Origin of the sequence: Bartonella sp. AP331QHHD (assembly GCF_042195905.1) — a bacterium.
Taxonomy (GTDB): Bacteria; Pseudomonadota; Alphaproteobacteria; order Rhizobiales; family Rhizobiaceae; genus Bartonella.
On the sequence record NZ_JBHIPG010000026.1, the window covers coordinates 100,974 to 118,091 of the forward strand.

Here is a 17,118-nt window from a genome sequence, read left to right on the forward strand (position 1 = left end):
TAACAGTGGAAAATAAATCGTGTAATTCTATATAGGGTGTACTCTAATAATGACAATCATAAGTTGTACAATATTCATGTTTTTTATATGGCTAATATTTTTTTATGTGCTCTTAAGCAATTGGCATTAGCTATTCGCGTAAAAGGCGTTTATAAAAAAATTTTTATTTCAATATTTGGGTAAAATTATGAATATCGTTATCGTTGAATCTCCAGCAAAAGCAAAAACAATTAATAAATATCTTGGATCTCAATACAAAGTTGTCGCATCATTTGGACATGTTCGTGATTTGCCTGCAAAAGATGGTTCTGTTTTACCGGATCAAGATTTTTCTATGAAATGGGATATAGATTCTGCTGCCGCTAAACGTTTAAATGAAATAGCAAAAGCCGTTAAAGAAGCTGATAGCCTTATATTAGCAACAGACCCTGATCGTGAAGGGGAAGCTATTTCATGGCATATTCTGGATGTTCTTCGTCAAAAAAAAGTTTTAAAAGATAAACCTATTAAAAGAGTTGTCTTCAATGCCATCACCAAAAAGTCTGTGCTTGATGCTATGAATAATCCACGTAATATTGATACATCCCTTGTCGATGCTTATCTTGCACGTCGTGCTCTCGATTATCTCGTTGGTTTTACACTTTCACCTGTTTTATGGCGTAAACTCCCTGGTGCGCGTTCAGCAGGACGCGTTCAATCGGTTGCTTTGCGTATTATTTGTGATCGTGAATCAGAAATAGAACATTTTATCAAAGAAGATTATTGGTCCATTACAACACAGTTAAAAACCATCCGAAATGATAGTTTCCAAGCAAGATTGACAATGTTTAATCAAAGAAAAATAGGCAAGCTTGATATTCAATCTCAAGAACAAGCAGACCAAATTCGCTTTATGCTGGAGAAAGCTCAATATCATACACTCAGTGTTGAAGCAAAACCTACAAAGAGAAATCCTTTTCCTCCATTTACAACCTCTACACTACAACAAGCAGCTTCTTCAAAATTAGGATTTTCAGCTTCTCGCACTATGCAAATTGCCCAAAAGCTTTATGAAGGCATTGAAATTAATGGTGAAACGGCAGGGCTTATTACTTATATGCGTACCGATGGTGTGCAGATAGCACCTGAGGCTATTGATTCAGCAAGAAAAGTTATTCATGAAACTTTCGGAAAAGACTATATTCCTGAAAAGCCACGTTTTTATTCAACAAAGGCAAAAAATGCACAGGAAGCACATGAAGCGATCCGCCCAACAGATTTTCAACGCAATCCTAGTCAAGTCCGTAATTTTCTCGATAGCGATCAAGCAAAGCTCTATGATCTGATATGGAAGCGTGCCATTGCCAGCCAAATGCGCTCTGCTGACATTGAACGTACAACCGTTGAAATTGAAGCACAGCAAGGAGAAGAGCGTGCAAATCTACGGGCAACAGGATCTGTTGTTCGTTTTGATGGCTTTATTTCCGTCTACACGGATCAACGAGACGAAGAAAATAATGAAGAAAATGAAACAACACGTTTACCACAAATAAACACTGGTGAAGCACTTACAAAAGAAAAAGTTGAATCTGTACAACATACCACAGAGCCCCCTTCTCGTTATTCTGAAGCTTCATTAATTAAAAAGCTTGAGGAGTTAGGAATTGGTCGTCCTTCAACTTATGCATCCACATTAGCGACATTGTGTGACCGTGGATATATTGTCATTGATAAACGAAAGCTTATTCCCGATGCCAAGGGACGTATTGTTACAGCCTTTCTTGAAAATTTTTTTAATCGCTATGTAGAATATGGTTTCACAGCAGATCTTGAAGAAAAGCTGGATCTTATCTCTGATGGCAAACTTTCTTGGAAAGACGTATTGCGAGATTTTTGGGATGGATTTAATGCATCTATTAGCAATATCCAAGAACTCCGTATAACCAATGTTCTTGATGCTTTAAATGTAACATTAGCACCTCTCGCTTTTCCTGAACGCGAAGATGGAAGTGATGTGCGTTCCTGTCCTCTTTGTAAAAATGGTCAATTATCATTAAAACTTGGGCGTTATGGTGCTTTTGTTGGCTGTTCCAATTATCCCGAATGTAAATACACACACCAACTTGGTACAGATACTGGAGAAGAGAATGAAGCTGTACGCAATGATGAACCTGTTATACTTGGTATTGACCCTGAAACAGGAAAAGAGATCTCTCTTCGTAATGGCCGGTTTGGTCCCTATATTCAACTTGGTGAAAGCAAAGAAGTTAAGCGTGCAGGATTACCAAAAGAATGGCAGGCAGAAAATGTAACCCTTGATAAAGCCTTGGCTTTACTATCCCTTCCCCGTGAAATTGGCATTCATCCTGAAACCGGAAAAACAATCACGGCTACGATTGGACGATATGGTCCCTATCTTAGCCATAATGGAAAATCTGCGCGCCTTCTTCATGCAGATGAAGTTTTTGATATTGGTATCAATCGCGCTGTTACAGTATTAGCAGAACAACAAGAAAACAAAACCAGGCAAAGCAGAACAACACCTGAAGCATTGGCAACATTAGGAGAGCATCCCGAAGGAGGAACCATTACCGTGCGCAACGGGCGTTATGGTCCTTATGTCAATTGGGGTAAAATTAATGCAACATTGCCAAAAGATAAAGATCCCATTAGTGTAACACTTCCAGAGGCACTAGAACTTATATCGGCTAAAGCATCGAGTAAAAAAACAACTTCAAAAAGAGCTTCTTCTAAAACAAAAGCAAAAATAAAAGAGACATAAATTTTGGCTAAAGGTGAAAAAAACATAAAATATCTCTCTTCATTCAAGGGGAAAACTTTTCCCAATAAGGAAGCAATCCTTTCCTTTATAATTGAGAATCCTAACCACTCAAGTAAACGAGAAATCGCTAAAGCTTTTAACTTAAAAGGCGATTCTCGTATCTGGCTTAGAGATATGTTACGTGAGTTAAAGGATCAAAATCTCATATCTAAACACCACAAAAGAGCAATAAACAAAGGAAAATTACCCCCTGTTTCTTTAGTAAAAATTAGCGGACGTGATAAAGATGGAAGTTTTATTGCACAACCTCTTGAATGGGAAGATTCTCCAAAGCCCAATATTGAAATACACTCTTTTCATCACATAACAGGAAGTAATATTGGTGTTGGAGATCATATTCTTGTAAAAGTTTTTCGAAATAAAAATTCTGAAAGCTCAAGCCATCCTTATACGGGACGAATTATTCGTAAAATTGATGTATCTCCCAAAAGCGCATTTGCTATTGTACGAAAATTGGAAAATAATCAATGGCGCCTTGATCCTATAGACCGCAAAACCAATGAACTCATTGTTGAAATGTCTCCAGAAATGAAGATTCAAATTGGTGATCTCGTTGAAGTCGAAATAAAAAAAAATACTGGTTACGGATTAAAGAGCGCAAAAATAAAGAATGTTTTAGGGCACATTAAGAGTGAGAAAACACTCTCAATGATAGCGCTTCTTTCGAAAGGAATTCCTTATATTTTTCCTGAAAGTGTTCTTGAGCAAGCCAAACATATCAAAGCTGCCAATATGGATAATCGTGAAGATTGGCGACAATTACCCTTTATTACAATTGATCCACCAGATGCAAAAGACCATGATGATGCAGTTTATGCAACCAAGGATAAGGATCCAGCAAATAATGATGGTTGGATTATTATTGTAGCCATTGCAGATGTTTCTTATTATATCAAAACAGGAAGTGCTTTAGATAAAGAAGCATTGAAACGTGGAAATTCTGTTTATTTTCCCGATACCGTTGTGCCAATGTTACCTGAACGCCTTTCTCATGATTTATGTTCTCTGCGTGAAGGAAAAGAAAGACCAGCTTTAGCCGTTCGTATGATTTTTGATGCAAACGGTAATAAACGAAAACATAGTTTTCATCGTACTATGATTCGTGTAAGAGCCAAACTTTCTTATCAAGAAGTACAATTGGCAATTGAAGGTAATATAAATGAAAAAATAACCCCTCTTTTTGAGAGCATTTTGCACCCCTTATGGGAAGCCTATGCATGCCTTAAAGCTGCGCGAAATCGTCGCCAACCACTAGAATTAGAAATTGCAGAAAAAAAGATTATTCTTGATCAAAATGGATGCATAAAAGATGTTGTGAGTGAACCACAACTAGAAGCGCATCGTTTAATTGAAGAGTTTATGATACAAGCTAATATTGCAGCTTCTGAAACATTAAAACAACATCACCAGCCGCTCATTTATCGTATTCATGAAAAACCTTCTCTTGCTAAGCAAGAAATACTTCGGAGCTTTCTTCAAAGTTTGGGGATACCACTCTCCCGCGGAAGCGAACTTACCTCAGCGCGCCTTAATAGAATTTTAGAAAAGGTCGCTCATACTCAACAACAAGAACTAGTCAATCAAGTTATTTTGCGTTCACAATCACAAGCAGAGTACAACCCTAAAAATAGTGGCCATTTTGGTTTAAATTTGCAGAACTATACACATTTTACATCACCAATCCGTCGTTATGCTGATCTCATTATTCATCGAGCACTCATTAAAGCTCTCAAATTAGGAAATGATCAATTAACAGATACACAAGAACAAAATCTTGCAGAAATTGCTACGCAAGTTTCTTTATACGAACGCCGTGCAATGATGGCTGAAAGAGAAACGATTGATCGGCTTGTTGCTCACTATTTAACGAATAAAATCGGTCGTATTTTTACAGGCCGCATTTCCGGAGTTACAAAAGCAGGTCTTTTTATCTCACTTGATAAACTCAATACAGATGGTTTTATCCATATTTCTACACTTAAAAATGATTATTATCATTTTGATGAAGCACAACATGTTCTTGTAGGACAGCGTAGCCATAAAGGCTATCAGCTCAGTGATGTTGTAGAAGTAAAACTTATAACGGTACAACCTTTTGCTGGCGCTTTATGCTTTGAACTGTTAACAAAACCTCGTCCAATAAAATTTTCACCGACATCCTACCATAAAAACAAATTAAAAAAACAAAAGTATACTTTTTATGGGAAAAGAAAAAATTAATCTTCTTGCCCTCCATTGAATATATATGAATAATAAATTCAATTTAAGAAATGACTTATATTATATAATATTTATATATACAATCTTATTTCTTTAGTATACAAGAGGATAAATTTTATTGTTAAGTCTATAATAACCATATAAAAATCTTGCAGTTTTTTATACTTAGAAAATGAGAGAAACTGCAAAGGATAGTTTTGGCTCCCTTTCATTTCAGCTCATCTTTTCATTGTTTAAATAAACAAGAGTACCTTAAGCCATTCTCATGAAAAAAAAACCTTTTGACTCTCAAAATAATTCTTTGCGTGCAATTATTGCCGCTATTGCAACCATTGGCACTGTTGGAACAGCATTGGCAATGGGAACACAACTTGTCTCTCTTCTTATGGCAGAGAAAGGACTTTCCAACAGTACAATCGGCTATAGTGGAACAGTTGGTGGAATCGCCACAATTATTGCAGCTATTTTTACGTCTCGAATTGCCTTATACTTAGGAATCGCTCAAACAATATTGCTTATGATGGCGATAGGATCTTTAAGTTTTTTAGGATTCTATTTTTTTGATCCCATATGGGTTTGGTTTATTTTAAAGTTTATATTACATTTCAGCATGACAGTTATGTTTATCCTGTCAGAGTTTTGGATCAACAGTTATGCTCCCCCAAAAAAACGCGGTTTGATCCTTTCTATTTATGCTATTGTCTTAGGATTAGGGTTTATAATAGGTCTAACGCTGCTAGCAAAAGTGGGAACACAAGGATTTATTCCTTTTGCTGTTGGATATAGCCTTATTATACTTGCTACTATACCAATTCTTACCGCTTGGAAATTAAGTCCAGAATTTCAAAAAAATCAATATATGCCATTTTTTCGTTATCTTTTTCACGTTCCAAGTGCAATGATGGCGGTCCTTGTTTACGGGGCCATTCAAATGGGCGTATTAACTCTTATAATACCCTTTAGTTTATCCATTGGTTATAATGAGAATGAAGCAGCACATTTTATGGCAACCCTTGCACTTGGGAATATTTTCCTCTTAATTCCTATCAGCATTATAAGCGACTACGCCAAAGATCGACGCTACCCGCTGATGAGTTGCGCTATTTTAGGTTTTATAGGAACTTTTATAGTACCATGGATTCTTCAATATCCATGGATTCTGATGCTTGATTTGTTTTTTCTGGGTGGTGTATCAGCGAGCCTTTATACAATTAGTCTTGCACATTTAGGAGCCCGTCTCAAGGGGCAAGAACTTGCTGCTGCTAATTCTGCTTTTATTTTTTGTTATGGAATTGGTATGCTCATCGGACCGACCTTTATCGGAAAATCCATGGATATCTTTAAACCCTTTGGTTTTTCAATAGCCATGGCTGTTTTTTTCGGTTTATATGTCATTTTGGTGTTTGTCCAACTTATGAGAAAATTAATCAGCTCTTGACTTTTTTGAGAACATCCGTAGTGTTGCCGGAAAATCTGATGATGTCGGAAATAAGTTTTGACAGCAATAATATTTTTTCAGTATAAATAGGGTATTTACATTATGGCTAAAGCAGCAACCATTAAGATCAAGCTTTTATCAACTGCAGATACTGGTTTTTTCTATGTAACAAAGAAAAACAGCCGTACAATGACAGATAAAATGAGCAAGCGTAAATATGATCCAGTTGTAAAAAAGCACGTTGAATTTAAGGAAACAAAAATTAAATAAATAAAATTATTATTAAATTGATAGATTTTATACTCCAAAAGAAATGTGGGAGTATTGCTCTTCAAAGTTATTTTTTGAGGGATGTTTTTTTATTTCCTTAAGTTTAAAAAGTTTACTTTAAACTTTGTATGTTTTGTACGGATTTGGATAAGTTGATTTATTATTTAAGTTGCTTACATATATTCTGTATGAGTATTTGATTATTGTGATATCTAATGAAAATTTTGTCATTAAAACGAAACACTGTTTCGTCATATGAATAAAGTTTCTCGGGTCAATTATAAACAATACTAAAATAGAGTTATAATAATGTTAGCAGTTTCTTTATTTCATGAAAAAATCTTTTTCTCATTTTAATCTAAGAAGCTTTAATCTAAAAGTAATCGGTTTCAGTATTTTTGTCGCTGCTAGCATTCTTATCATTATGTCAACTTATTTTAAGAAAACTCAGCGGTTGCCTCAAAAAGAAAAATTTTCTTCTCAAAACTCTGTTGAAGGAAATGCATTAATCATTGATGGCGATACCATTATGATTTCTTCAATTAAGATTCGACTAGCTGGAATTGATGCTCCTGAACTCCACCAATTTTGTGGAAAAAAGGAAGCGCGCTACCCTTGTGGGCTTGAGGCAAAAAAATATTTAGAACAACTATTAAAAAATCAAACTGTTACATGTCACTGGAAAAAAACAGATAAATATCGCCGTATTCTTGCAACATGTAAAACAAAACAAGTTAGCAATATCAACGCAACACTTGTACATAATGGTTGGGCTGTAAATTATTATGAATACCCCAAAGAAGAGCAAGAAGCTAGAAAGAAAAAGAAAGGAATATGGGCATCAAGTTTTCAACGACCAAAAGAATGGCGCAAAGCAAATCCTCGCACAGAATAAAAAAATATTTTTTAATTTTATTTACTAATGAAACAATGTAGCCCAATTATCAAACTTGAAAAAGAGATCTATTCCTGTCGTGTTTGCGTCCAACAACCCCATTATTTTCCTCCTCTTCCTCATGAACCAAACCCTGTCGTTTATTTATCCGATACTGCTTCGATTGCAATTGCAGGCCAAGCACCAGGGTTGCGTGTCCATGAAACGTCTATCCCTTTTAATGATCGCTCTGGTGAAAAATTGCGTAATTGGCTGGGTGTCACGAAAGAAGAATTTTATAATAAATCTCTCTTTGCTATTGTTCCTATGGGATTTTGTTTTCCAGGTTATGACAAAAATAAAGCTGATTTACCACCAAGACGTGAATGTCGAGAAATATGGCATGAAAAGATATTTCAGGCAATGCCTCAAATAAAGCTTGTTCTTGCTATTGGCAGTTATGCGCAAAAGTGGCACATTACAGAATTAAAACATAAAACCGTTTCTGCAACTGTTGGTGATTGGAGAAATATTCTTTCCATTCCTCAACCTCGAGGCTATAATGTTATGCCTTTGCCTCATCCGTCATGGCGAAATACTTCTTGGTTACAGAAAAACCCATGGTTTAACGATGAGCTTATTGTATATCTGCGTTGTTTAGTGCGTAAATTTTTATAAATTAAAATATTGAGAAAAAATATGGATCGTCTTGACCGAAAAATTTTACATCTTTTGCAAGAAAATGCGACACTTTCTGTTGCTGATATTGCTAAAAAAGTGGGACTTTCGACCACTCCTTGCTGGCGTAGAATTCAAAAACTTGAAGAAGATGGCGTCATTCAGCGTCGTGTTGCTGTTCTTTCTCCAGAAAAAGTAAACGCACACGTCACTGTTTTTGTGTCTATTCGCACAAATACACATAGTCATGAATGGTTTAAGCGTTTTTCAAAAATTGTGCAAGAATTCCGTGAAGTCATTGAATTTTATCGAATGAGTGGAGATATTGACTATTTATTGCGTGTTGTTGTGCCCAACATTGAAGCTTATGATCTTTTTTATAAAAAATTAATTTCTAAAATTGATATCCGTGATGTCTCATCTTCTTTCGCAATGGAACAGATTAAATATACAACGGAACTTCCACTTAATTATATTAAATTACACGACAAGACGCATGAACAAAACTCTTAAGATTTTTATATCCGTCTCATGATCTTTTAGGCATTCAAACTTTCTTGTTCCAAAACTGCCATTTGTGCATGTGTTAAAACAGCGGCTTTGACGATACCAGCTGCCATAGCTGCTCCTGTCCCTTCACCAAGACGCATCCCCAAATCTAGAAGTGGTTCTTTGCCAATTTTTTTTAAAAGTTTACGATGAGCTGTCTCAGAAGAAACATGTCCAACAAGGGTATGATCAAGAGCTTTTGGATGCATTTTATAAAGAACCGCTGCAGCTACTGTTGCCACAAAACCATCTAAAATAACGGGTATTTTTTCTATTCTTGCTGCTAAAATAGCACCAACCATAGCAGCAATCTCACGTCCTCCTAAGCGACGCATTATCTCAAAAGGATCATTGAAATAATCCTTGTGCAAAGAAATAGCTGTCTTAACCGCTGCAATTTTACGCTGATAAAAATCACCTTCTGATTCCATAGCATTTCCTGTCCATTCTTCCACTTCCCCTCCAAACAATGCTAAGCATAAAGCTGAAGCTATTGCTGTGTTTCCAATTCCCATTTCTCCAATACATAAAAGATCTGTTCCACCCGCAATGGATTCCATTCCAAATGCCATTGTAGCAGCCGCACTCCGCTCATCCATTGCGGCATCCTTCGTAATATTCATTGTTGGATATTCTAATGCTAAATCAAATATTTTTAATCCAAGATCATAAGCAATACAAATTTGATTGATAGCAGCTCCACCAGAGGCAAAATTTTCTACCATTTTTTGTGTCATAGATTGTGGAAATGGTGTAATATTCTCCTCTACAATACCATGATTTCCAGAAAAAATAGCGACCAAAGGTCTCGTTACGATAGGTTTTTCTGTACCCCTCCACCCCGCATACCAAACAGCAATATCTCCTAGTTTTCCTAATGTTCCTTGCTCTTTTGTTAAGTCTTTTTGCCGTTTTTTTGCCAAAATTATAGAAAACTCATCAGCAACAGGTAAATTTGTAAGCAAAGCACGAAAATCATCAAATGGACTAGCGGTCATAAGGATACCTTTTAAAATCTACAATGTTTATGAAAATCCCGTCATATATACAGGATATGAATAATTTATTGTTTTTTTAACAGTGCTTTAAAAATGTTAAATACTATGAAAGCAATAATTTCTACATTCTATTTTCAACCCTAATAACAAACGTGCAAGATTCAAAATGTTATTAATATCTTATGATTACCTTTACAGTGATACCCTTAACCTATTTTTTATTTAATAGGCATAATCAGCATGCCGTTTAATATATACATTCCAACAATTCTTATGCATAATAAAAGTTATAAACTTTCAAAAACTTATAAAATTGAAGAGATCAAAATTATCGCAAAGACATCCAAACGCAAAGGATCTCAACTTTAATATATGTTAATTATTAGGCTATTATTAAATGAGAGCATAAAAAGCTTCTTTTAAAATACATATATCTGCATTTGGTTTTGTCGCATCATTTGATAATATTTGCCTCCATCGACGTGCCCCACCCCGCCCATGAAATAAACCAATCATGTGACGTGTCACATGAGAAAGCCGCCCCCCCGATGCAATATGTCGAGCTGTATAATCACACATAACCTCAATAAGATTACTCTCACTCAGATTATTTTGCGTCTCACCATAGAGTTCAAAATCAATATGTTTTAACAAAGCTGGATTATGATAAACTTGGCGACCAACCATGACAGCATCACAGAAAGTTAAGTGTTCTTTGATCTCATCAATCGATTTAATTCCACCATTTATCCCAATGAATTTATGAGGATATTTACGTTTTAATTTGTAAACTCTTTCATAATTAAGGGGCGGAATATTACGGTTTTCTTTCGGACTCAATCCTTGCAGCCATGCCTTGCGTGCATGTATCCAGAGCGCATCACATCCAGCATTCCAAACCTGATTAGCCAAAAGATCTAACGCTAACTCTTCATCTTGTTCGTCCACTCCAATCCGACATTTGACAGTTACAGGTATAGTAACCTCTCGTTTCATCGCTTCCACGGCATTTGCCACAATGTCTGGATGTAGCATCAAACAAGCCCCAAAGACACCTGCTTGAACACGATTTGATGGGCACCCGACATTAAGATTTATTTCGTTGTAGCCAAAATCCTCAGCAATTCGTGCAGCTTCTGCTAACTTTCTCGGATCAGCCCCCCCTAGTTGTAATGCAACTGGACGTTCTTTATCGCTAAAAGCCAACAATTGTTCGCGAACACCATGAATGACAGCATCTGCTACCATCATTTCCGTATAAAGGAGAGCTTTTTTCGTTAAAAGACGATAAAAAAACCTGCAATGTCGGTCTGTCCAGTCCAACATTGGTGCTACTGCAAATTTTATAGGCGATGGAAGGTTGTAAAATATCATGAGGGTATTACTCTCACGTCCCTATAGCTCTCTCTTTATACATAGAAAAATACTTACTTTTAGTTTACGGAAAATTTTATTCTCTTATACTATCATGAGTATAATAACAGTTCATTATTTTCAATTGATATCAAGGTTTACTACAATCAATCATGCCACAACACAATATCGCATTTCTCATAGATTAGTGTTCAGGTATATAAACATGAAAAAAGAAGATTTTTACTATAATATAAAAAACTCATTTACAAGTTCTTCTTACGCTCATCAAGCCTCCATCCTTACATGATTTAGCACAGCATTTAAGATAATAAATGCTAAACTAACACATTATACAATTTTTTATAATAGATTTAATTTTCTTTAGATTTTTTTAACTTATTGTGCAAATAAATGCTACAGAAAGTATCTTTATCTTCTCCTAAAGAAAGAATAAAAATCCTTATTTCACATGAATCTAATTATAAATCATTTTTTTCAATGAGTTATTCTTGGTAACATTCTTGAATTTCACTTTATAAGATAGACAAATTTCATCCTAAATATTCTATCTAATTTTGCCATTTTGTGATTCTTGCAAAAAAAACTAAAATCAGGGTATAGACAGCCATTGCCTTTTTAATATCTATGACTGATATCAGTATCTCTTTAAGGAAAATATTTTACAATATTGCAGATAAAATCTGTAAAATAAAATGATCATAAAAGTTGTTCAATCTCTTGTTGGCTTTGCATATAGGAAGAAAGAGTATCAACCTCTTGTTCATTAAATAGGAGCCCCAGTTTTGAACGACGCCATAACACATCTTCACATACTTTAGCCCATTCTTTTTCCATCAACCATTTTACTTCTACTTCATAAAGCCCATGTCCAAAATTTTTTCCTTTATTTGCCTTACCATGTGCAAAGATCACCAATGCTTCCGTACCGTAGGAGCGTGCAAGCCTGCGATGTGTAAAAGCATCTAAATCTGGCATCAAAAGAGCAATCCTATTTTCGATTGTATCTAATTTGTTATAGGGAAAATCACCCCCTGGAAGTACTGCCTTAGCCGTCCATGATGCTCTCTTTTTACCAAGCTCTTTTTCAACAAATTTCATCGCATCTTCAGCCAACTTACGATAAGTTGTAATCTTTCCACCATAAAGATTAAGTATCTTTGGTGTCGTTCCTGTTCCCATTTCTTTTAAAACATAATCGCGCGTAATTTCTTGTGCTTTTGAAGCTCCATCATCATAGAGTGGACGAACTCCCGAGTAAGACCAGACAATCGTTTCAGGCAACACTGGTTGTATGAAATATTCACTGGCTGCTGCACAAATATAATCAATTTCTGTATCAGTAATATGAACGTCAGCCGGATCTCCTTGATAATTACAATCTGTTGTTCCAAGTAAGGTAAACTCTTCTTGATACGGAATAGCAAATATAATACGCCCATCACCATTTTGAAAAATATAAGCACGATCATGAGTATAAAGCTTGGGAACCAAAATATGAGAACCTCTAACAAGCCGTACTGGTGAATGTTCTTTACAATCTAATATGCTTGCTAAAACATGATCAATCCAAGGACCTGTCATATTCGCGACATAAGAAGCTGTGACACTATATTCTTTGCTACTTAACTTGTCTTGAAGAAAGATACGCCATTTATTGTCTTCTTTTTTTAAAGAGAGAACTTCTGTTCGTACTTTTATATCAGCTCCCCACTTTTCTGCATCACGAGCATTGCCAATAACTAAACGCGCATCATCTACTCTTGCATCAGAATATTCAAAACCTCTCTGATATTCTTTCTTCAGTGTAGAGCAAAATTTTTGTGAAAAATTAATCGTTTTACTGCGCCACAATTTCTGATTCCAATTCCCTAAATAATCATAAATAAAAAGTCCAAAACGCAACATCCAAGCAGGGCGCAATTCTTTATGATAAGGAAGGAGAAAACGCAAAGGACGCACAATATGTGGAGCCATACGTAAAATAATCTCGCGTTCTTTCAATGCTTCACGAACAAGTTTGAACTCATAGTGTTCAAGATAACGAAGCCCACCATGAATAAGCTTTGTTGACGCACTTGAGGTCCCAGATGCAAGATCGTTCATTTCAGCCAATCCCACTTTAAATCCGCGTCCTGCTGCATCTCTTGCCAATCCACAGCCGTTTATCCCTCCTCCAATGATAAACAGATCATAATGTGTTGTGGTTTTCATAATTTCACTTTTCATTATTTAATTTTGTTTCTCAGTACTCAATAAAGCAACAGGAAAAAATAATACAAATGTTCTTCATTGTATTATCAACGTACTTTTTCCTAAAATAAATACGCACAAAAAGCTTTTGATACCCTTATACATCAAAACAACATTTGACAAATTAAAGAGATTTTTTTTATCTTTTACAAAACATAATCCTTACCAAGCCAAGGTTTATCATATGAAATCTTTTTAGAGAAAAATTGATGTTTTTTCTCATTCTTAAAGATACACTATAACTAAATGCTTCATTGCACATAGATAGCGCTTTTCATATAGTTCACTCAATGACACCCTAAAAAATGTGAAGGTATACAAATGAATTATCACTCTCAAAACTCGAAAATAACACTTTTTTCAAAAATTTTAGTCATAGTTATGTCGAGTATTTTAATCTTTTTACCTTCTTTATCAAACGCAACATCACACTCAAAAACAGCAAATGATTTAAGCTTAGAAAAGCTTAAATCACAACTTTTGGAAGATTCTAGCTTTTTATCTAAGCTTAAAGAAAAAATGATACCACATACTGATTCTCATCATATTCAACAAATCGTCAGAGAGTATCTTCTTACTCATCCAGAAATTATGATTGAAATGCAGCTTATTCTTCAAGATAAGCTGGAAAAACAGAATGAATACGAAAACCAAAAACAAACTTCTGTCATTCATTCATTAGAAAAAGAGATTTTTCATTCTCCTCATGACGCTGTTTTGGGAAACCCAAATGGTAAAAGAGTGCTTGTCAATTTTTTTGATTACAACTGTGGTTATTGTAAAATTTCCTATTCAAATATAGAAGACTTGATAAAAGAATATCCAGATTTAAAGGTTATTATCAAGGACTTACCAATTTTAAGCTCTGATTCTATGGCAGCCCATACTGTTGCCTACGCATTTCGAAAACAATTTCCAGAGAAATATCCTCAGTTTCACAAAACGCTTTTAATGTATCAGGGTCGTGCAAATGAAGCTAAAGCTATTAAAGTAGCTGTTTCATTAGGAGCAGATGAAAAAAAACTACATAATGCAATAAAAGATCCCACTCTGCAAAACGCTTTTAAAGAAAACATTCAAATTGCCTCTGCACTTCATATTACGGGAACACCTTCTTACATCATTGGTGATAAAATATTCATCGGCGCAGCCAGACAAGATATTCTAAAACAAGCGATAGATAATACACAGTGAATACCTGATCCGTTTTAGGAAGAATACTGTAAATGAGGTAATTTTATGCTTTCTCTTTTTTGATAACAGGCTTATAAGTGCAATTTTACGTAAAGCAGATACAAGTTTTAAATTGCAAAGTATAATGATTTAAAGGAAATAAAAATCTTTAAAGCCTCAAAAGATGTCATCCCTAATCTAGAGATATTCGGTCATAAAATGAGATAATGACGATCTTCATTGATCAAGGAGTTAGAAATAAAATGGCAACAAAAAAAATGGATTCGGCAAAAACCGCAATTGATACGAAAATTATTCGTGATCTTGCTGAAATTTTGAATGATACAAATTTAACGAACATTGAAGTTGAACAAGGGGAGCTTCGTATTTGTGTCTCACGCCAAAATACCTTAACTTCTTCTGAGCAAGCAATCTATGCCCCTGTTTCTACTCCTACTTTTTCTGTAACATCTTCTCCAGTTCCAACAGCTGAATCTCCTATACAATCTATCCAAGAAGATAAATCAAAAAACACAATAACCTCTCCAATGGTTGGAACAGCTTATCTTGCACCCTCACCAGGCGCACAACCTTTTGTAGAAGTAGGACAAAATGTTTCTGAAGGGGAGACATTACTTATTATTGAAGCCATGAAAACAATGAATCAAATTTCATCACCGCGCTCCGGTACGGTAACCACTGTTCTTGTCAAAGATGGTCAACCTGTTGAATTTGGTGAACCACTTATTATTGTTGAATAAAGCGAGGGGCAACCATGATTCGAAAAATCCTCATTGCTAATCGAGGAGAAATTGCTCTTCGCGTTTTACGTGCATGTAAAGAACTTGGCATAAAAACCGTGGCTGTTCACTCTACCGCTGATGCAGATGCAATGCATGTTCGTCTTGCTGACGAAAGTGTTTGTATTGGCCCTCCTCCCGCTCGTGATTCTTATTTGAGTATTCAGCAAATTATTGCTGCTTGTGAAATTACAGGAGCGGATGCTGTTCATCCAGGTTATGGCTTTCTTTCTGAAAATGCAAAATTTGCAGATGTTCTAGAAGCCCATGATATTACATTCATCGGTCCAACAGCTACTCATATCCGCATCATGGGCGATAAAATCGAAGCAAAGAAAACCGCCAAAAAACTTGGTATTCCTGTAGTTCCAGGTTCAGATGGAGCAGTCACTGAAGAATCAGATGCTTTACGCACTGCTCGTGAAATTGGTTATCCAGTTATTATAAAAGCTTCTGCCGGTGGTGGCGGACGTGGTATGAAAGTCGTTCATTCTGAACAAGAATTTTCTATAGCTCTCAAAACAACGCGTTCAGAAGCGAAAGCTGCTTTTGGTGATGACGCTGTTTACATAGAAAAATATTTAGAAAAACCCCGTCATATTGAAATTCAAGTCATAGGTGATGGTGCGGGAAATGCTATTCATTTAGGAGAACGCGATTGTTCACTTCAACGACGGCATCAAAAAGTATGGGAAGAAGCTACGTCACCTGCACTTAATGAAACTGAACGGAAAAAAATTGGAAATATTGTTGCAAATGCTTGTGCCCAACTTGGATATCGTGGAGCTGGTACTATTGAATTTCTTTATGAAAATGGCGAATTTTATTTTATTGAAATGAATACACGTTTACAAGTCGAGCATCCTGTAACTGAAGCAATTACAGGTATAGATTTAGTCCACGAACAAATCCATATTGCATCAGGCTGTAAACTTTCAGTGACACAAGATGAAGTCTGTTTTTCTGGTCATGCCATTGAATGCCGTATTAATGCAGAAGATCCTATTAACTTTACGCCATCACCTGGAACCATTACACATTTTCATACACCTGGAGGTTTAGGGATTCGTGTTGATTCAGGCGCTTATTCAGGTTATCGCATTCCTCCTTACTATGATAGCATGATTGGAAAGCTGATTGTTCATGGACGTACCCGTTTAGAATGTATGATGCGTTTACGGCGTGCTTTAGATGAATTTGTCGTCGATGGGATAAAAACTACACTGCCTCTTTTTCGCGATCTTATTAATAATCAAGATGTTGCTGATGGTAATTATAATATTCACTGGCTAGAAAATTACCTTGCTCATCAATCAAAGTCTTCAGATTCGTAATTCGATAGCAAAACGGTGCATTCTTATAAAAGATTCTATAAGATATCAACATAAGGATAGTTCCAACCTTGCTGTAAAAAGTGGAAAAAGGAAATAAATTGGTTATTTTTTATATAGTTTTCTTTTAATATACATAAAATTTAATAATTTTCTGTTTTCCTTTTTGTTAGTTTGTGCTAACTCCTACATGGTTACGCCCTTATAGCTCAGTTGGTAGAGCACCTGATTTGTAATCAGGGGGTCGGGAGTTCGAGTCTCTCTGGGGGCACCATTTTATTTCTTGAACATATTGAAATATATAGATTTTTTCTTTAAATAGCTATTTTCAGACCACCT

At 35.6% G+C, this 17,118-nt stretch carries 13 protein-coding genes and 1 tRNA gene; 11 read left to right on the forward strand and 3 right to left on the reverse strand.

Features of this window, described 5'->3' with window-relative positions; genetic code table 11:
* The first annotated feature begins 187 nt into the window (after positions 1 to 187).
* The 7 genes from topA to ACFIMS_RS03090 all read left to right on the forward strand — a co-directional run bounded on the left by topA (position 188) and on the right by ACFIMS_RS03090 (position 8,814).
* Positions 188 to 2,761 carry a type I DNA topoisomerase gene (topA, locus tag ACFIMS_RS03060; RefSeq protein ID WP_375668374.1) on the forward strand — a complete coding sequence of 858 codons (2,574 nt, stop codon included), beginning with the start codon at positions 188 to 190 and terminating at the stop codon, positions 2,759 to 2,761.
* A gap of 3 nt (positions 2,762 to 2,764) precedes the next feature.
* Positions 2,765 to 5,041 carry a ribonuclease R gene (gene rnr / locus ACFIMS_RS03065; protein ID WP_375696379.1) on the forward strand — a complete coding sequence of 759 codons (2,277 nt, stop codon included), beginning with the start codon at positions 2,765 to 2,767 and terminating at the stop codon, positions 5,039 to 5,041.
* A 265-nt stretch (positions 5,042 to 5,306) separates the two neighbouring features.
* Entirely contained in the window at positions 5,307 to 6,479 is a 1,173-nt protein-coding gene (locus ACFIMS_RS03070; RefSeq protein ID WP_375628148.1) for an MFS transporter, read from the forward strand.
* A gap of 102 nt (positions 6,480 to 6,581) precedes the next feature.
* Positions 6,582 to 6,749 (forward strand): 50S ribosomal protein L33, encoded by a 168-nt coding sequence (rpmG, locus tag ACFIMS_RS03075; protein ID WP_004864083.1) that lies wholly within the window; start codon positions 6,582 to 6,584, stop codon positions 6,747 to 6,749.
* 331 nt (positions 6,750 to 7,080) lie between these two features.
* Positions 7,081 to 7,644 carry a thermonuclease family protein gene (locus tag ACFIMS_RS03080; protein WP_375628149.1) on the forward strand — a complete coding sequence of 188 codons (564 nt, stop codon included), beginning with the start codon at positions 7,081 to 7,083 and terminating at the stop codon, positions 7,642 to 7,644.
* Positions 7,645 to 7,671: 27 nt separating this feature from the next.
* Positions 7,672 to 8,301, forward strand: coding sequence for a uracil-DNA glycosylase family protein (locus tag ACFIMS_RS03085; RefSeq protein WP_375613408.1), 630 nt, complete (start codon positions 7,672 to 7,674; stop codon positions 8,299 to 8,301).
* Positions 8,302 to 8,322: 21 nt separating this feature from the next.
* Positions 8,323 to 8,814, forward strand: a complete 492-nt coding sequence (locus ACFIMS_RS03090) for an Lrp/AsnC family transcriptional regulator (protein ID WP_015856433.1) — start codon at positions 8,323 to 8,325, stop codon at positions 8,812 to 8,814.
* A gap of 26 nt (positions 8,815 to 8,840) precedes the next feature.
* Here the strand turns inward: ACFIMS_RS03090 and cobT are convergent, their stop codons facing one another.
* From cobT to glpD, 3 genes are all read right to left on the reverse strand, one after another.
* Positions 8,841 to 9,848, reverse strand: coding sequence for a nicotinate-nucleotide--dimethylbenzimidazole phosphoribosyltransferase (cobT, locus tag ACFIMS_RS03095; RefSeq protein ID WP_375628152.1), 1,008 nt, complete (start codon positions 9,846 to 9,848; stop codon positions 8,841 to 8,843).
* Positions 9,849 to 10,241: 393 nt separating this feature from the next.
* Positions 10,242 to 11,222: a tRNA dihydrouridine(20/20a) synthase DusA gene (gene dusA / locus ACFIMS_RS03100; RefSeq protein WP_375696380.1), complete on the reverse strand. Its 981-nt coding sequence runs from the start codon at positions 11,220 to 11,222 to the stop codon at positions 10,242 to 10,244.
* Positions 11,223 to 11,921: 699 nt separating this feature from the next.
* Positions 11,922 to 13,451 carry a glycerol-3-phosphate dehydrogenase gene (gene glpD / locus ACFIMS_RS03105; protein WP_375628154.1) on the reverse strand — a complete coding sequence of 510 codons (1,530 nt, stop codon included), beginning with the start codon at positions 13,449 to 13,451 and terminating at the stop codon, positions 11,922 to 11,924.
* Between the two features lie 345 nt (positions 13,452 to 13,796).
* On the opposite strand from glpD, the gene ACFIMS_RS03110 reads away from it, so the two are divergent.
* The 4 genes from ACFIMS_RS03110 to ACFIMS_RS03125 all read left to right on the forward strand — a co-directional run bounded on the left by ACFIMS_RS03110 (position 13,797) and on the right by ACFIMS_RS03125 (position 17,053).
* Entirely contained in the window at positions 13,797 to 14,669 is an 873-nt protein-coding gene (locus ACFIMS_RS03110) for a DsbA family protein (RefSeq protein WP_375621287.1), read from the forward strand.
* A 242-nt stretch (positions 14,670 to 14,911) separates the two neighbouring features.
* Positions 14,912 to 15,409 carry an acetyl-CoA carboxylase biotin carboxyl carrier protein gene (gene accB / locus ACFIMS_RS03115; RefSeq protein ID WP_375613403.1) on the forward strand — a complete coding sequence of 166 codons (498 nt, stop codon included), beginning with the start codon at positions 14,912 to 14,914 and terminating at the stop codon, positions 15,407 to 15,409.
* Positions 15,410 to 15,423: 14 nt separating this feature from the next.
* Positions 15,424 to 16,782 (forward strand): acetyl-CoA carboxylase biotin carboxylase subunit, encoded by a 1,359-nt coding sequence (gene accC / locus ACFIMS_RS03120; RefSeq protein ID WP_375613402.1) that lies wholly within the window; start codon positions 15,424 to 15,426, stop codon positions 16,780 to 16,782.
* A 195-nt stretch (positions 16,783 to 16,977) separates the two neighbouring features.
* A tRNA-Thr gene (locus tag ACFIMS_RS03125) sits at positions 16,978 to 17,053 on the forward strand.
* The last annotated feature ends 65 nt before the right edge of the window (positions 17,054 to 17,118 follow it).

Excerpts from the sequence above, each read along its gene's own strand:
- topA (WP_375668374.1), top strand. The coding sequence starts at position 188 with ATGAATATCGTTATCGTTGAATCTCCAGCAAAAGCAAAAACAATTAAT.
- ACFIMS_RS03070 (WP_375628148.1), top strand. The coding sequence starts at position 5,307 with ATGAAAAAAAAACCTTTTGACTCTCAAAATAATTCTTTGCGTGCAATT.
- rpmG (WP_004864083.1), top strand. The coding sequence starts at position 6,582 with ATGGCTAAAGCAGCAACCATTAAGATCAAGCTTTTATCAACTGCAGAT.
- ACFIMS_RS03080 (WP_375628149.1), top strand. The coding sequence starts at position 7,081 with ATGAAAAAATCTTTTTCTCATTTTAATCTAAGAAGCTTTAATCTAAAA.
- ACFIMS_RS03085 (WP_375613408.1), top strand. The coding sequence starts at position 7,672 with ATGAAACAATGTAGCCCAATTATCAAACTTGAAAAAGAGATCTATTCC.
- ACFIMS_RS03090 (WP_015856433.1), top strand. The coding sequence starts at position 8,323 with ATGGATCGTCTTGACCGAAAAATTTTACATCTTTTGCAAGAAAATGCG.
- cobT (WP_375628152.1), bottom strand. The coding sequence starts at position 9,848 with ATGACCGCTAGTCCATTTGATGATTTTCGTGCTTTGCTTACAAATTTA.
- dusA (WP_375696380.1), bottom strand. The coding sequence starts at position 11,222 with ATGATATTTTACAACCTTCCATCGCCTATAAAATTTGCAGTAGCACCA.
- glpD (WP_375628154.1), bottom strand. The coding sequence starts at position 13,451 with ATGAAAAGTGAAATTATGAAAACCACAACACATTATGATCTGTTTATC.
- ACFIMS_RS03110 (WP_375621287.1), top strand. The coding sequence starts at position 13,797 with ATGAATTATCACTCTCAAAACTCGAAAATAACACTTTTTTCAAAAATT.
- accB (WP_375613403.1), top strand. The coding sequence starts at position 14,912 with ATGGCAACAAAAAAAATGGATTCGGCAAAAACCGCAATTGATACGAAA.
- accC (WP_375613402.1), top strand. The coding sequence starts at position 15,424 with ATGATTCGAAAAATCCTCATTGCTAATCGAGGAGAAATTGCTCTTCGC.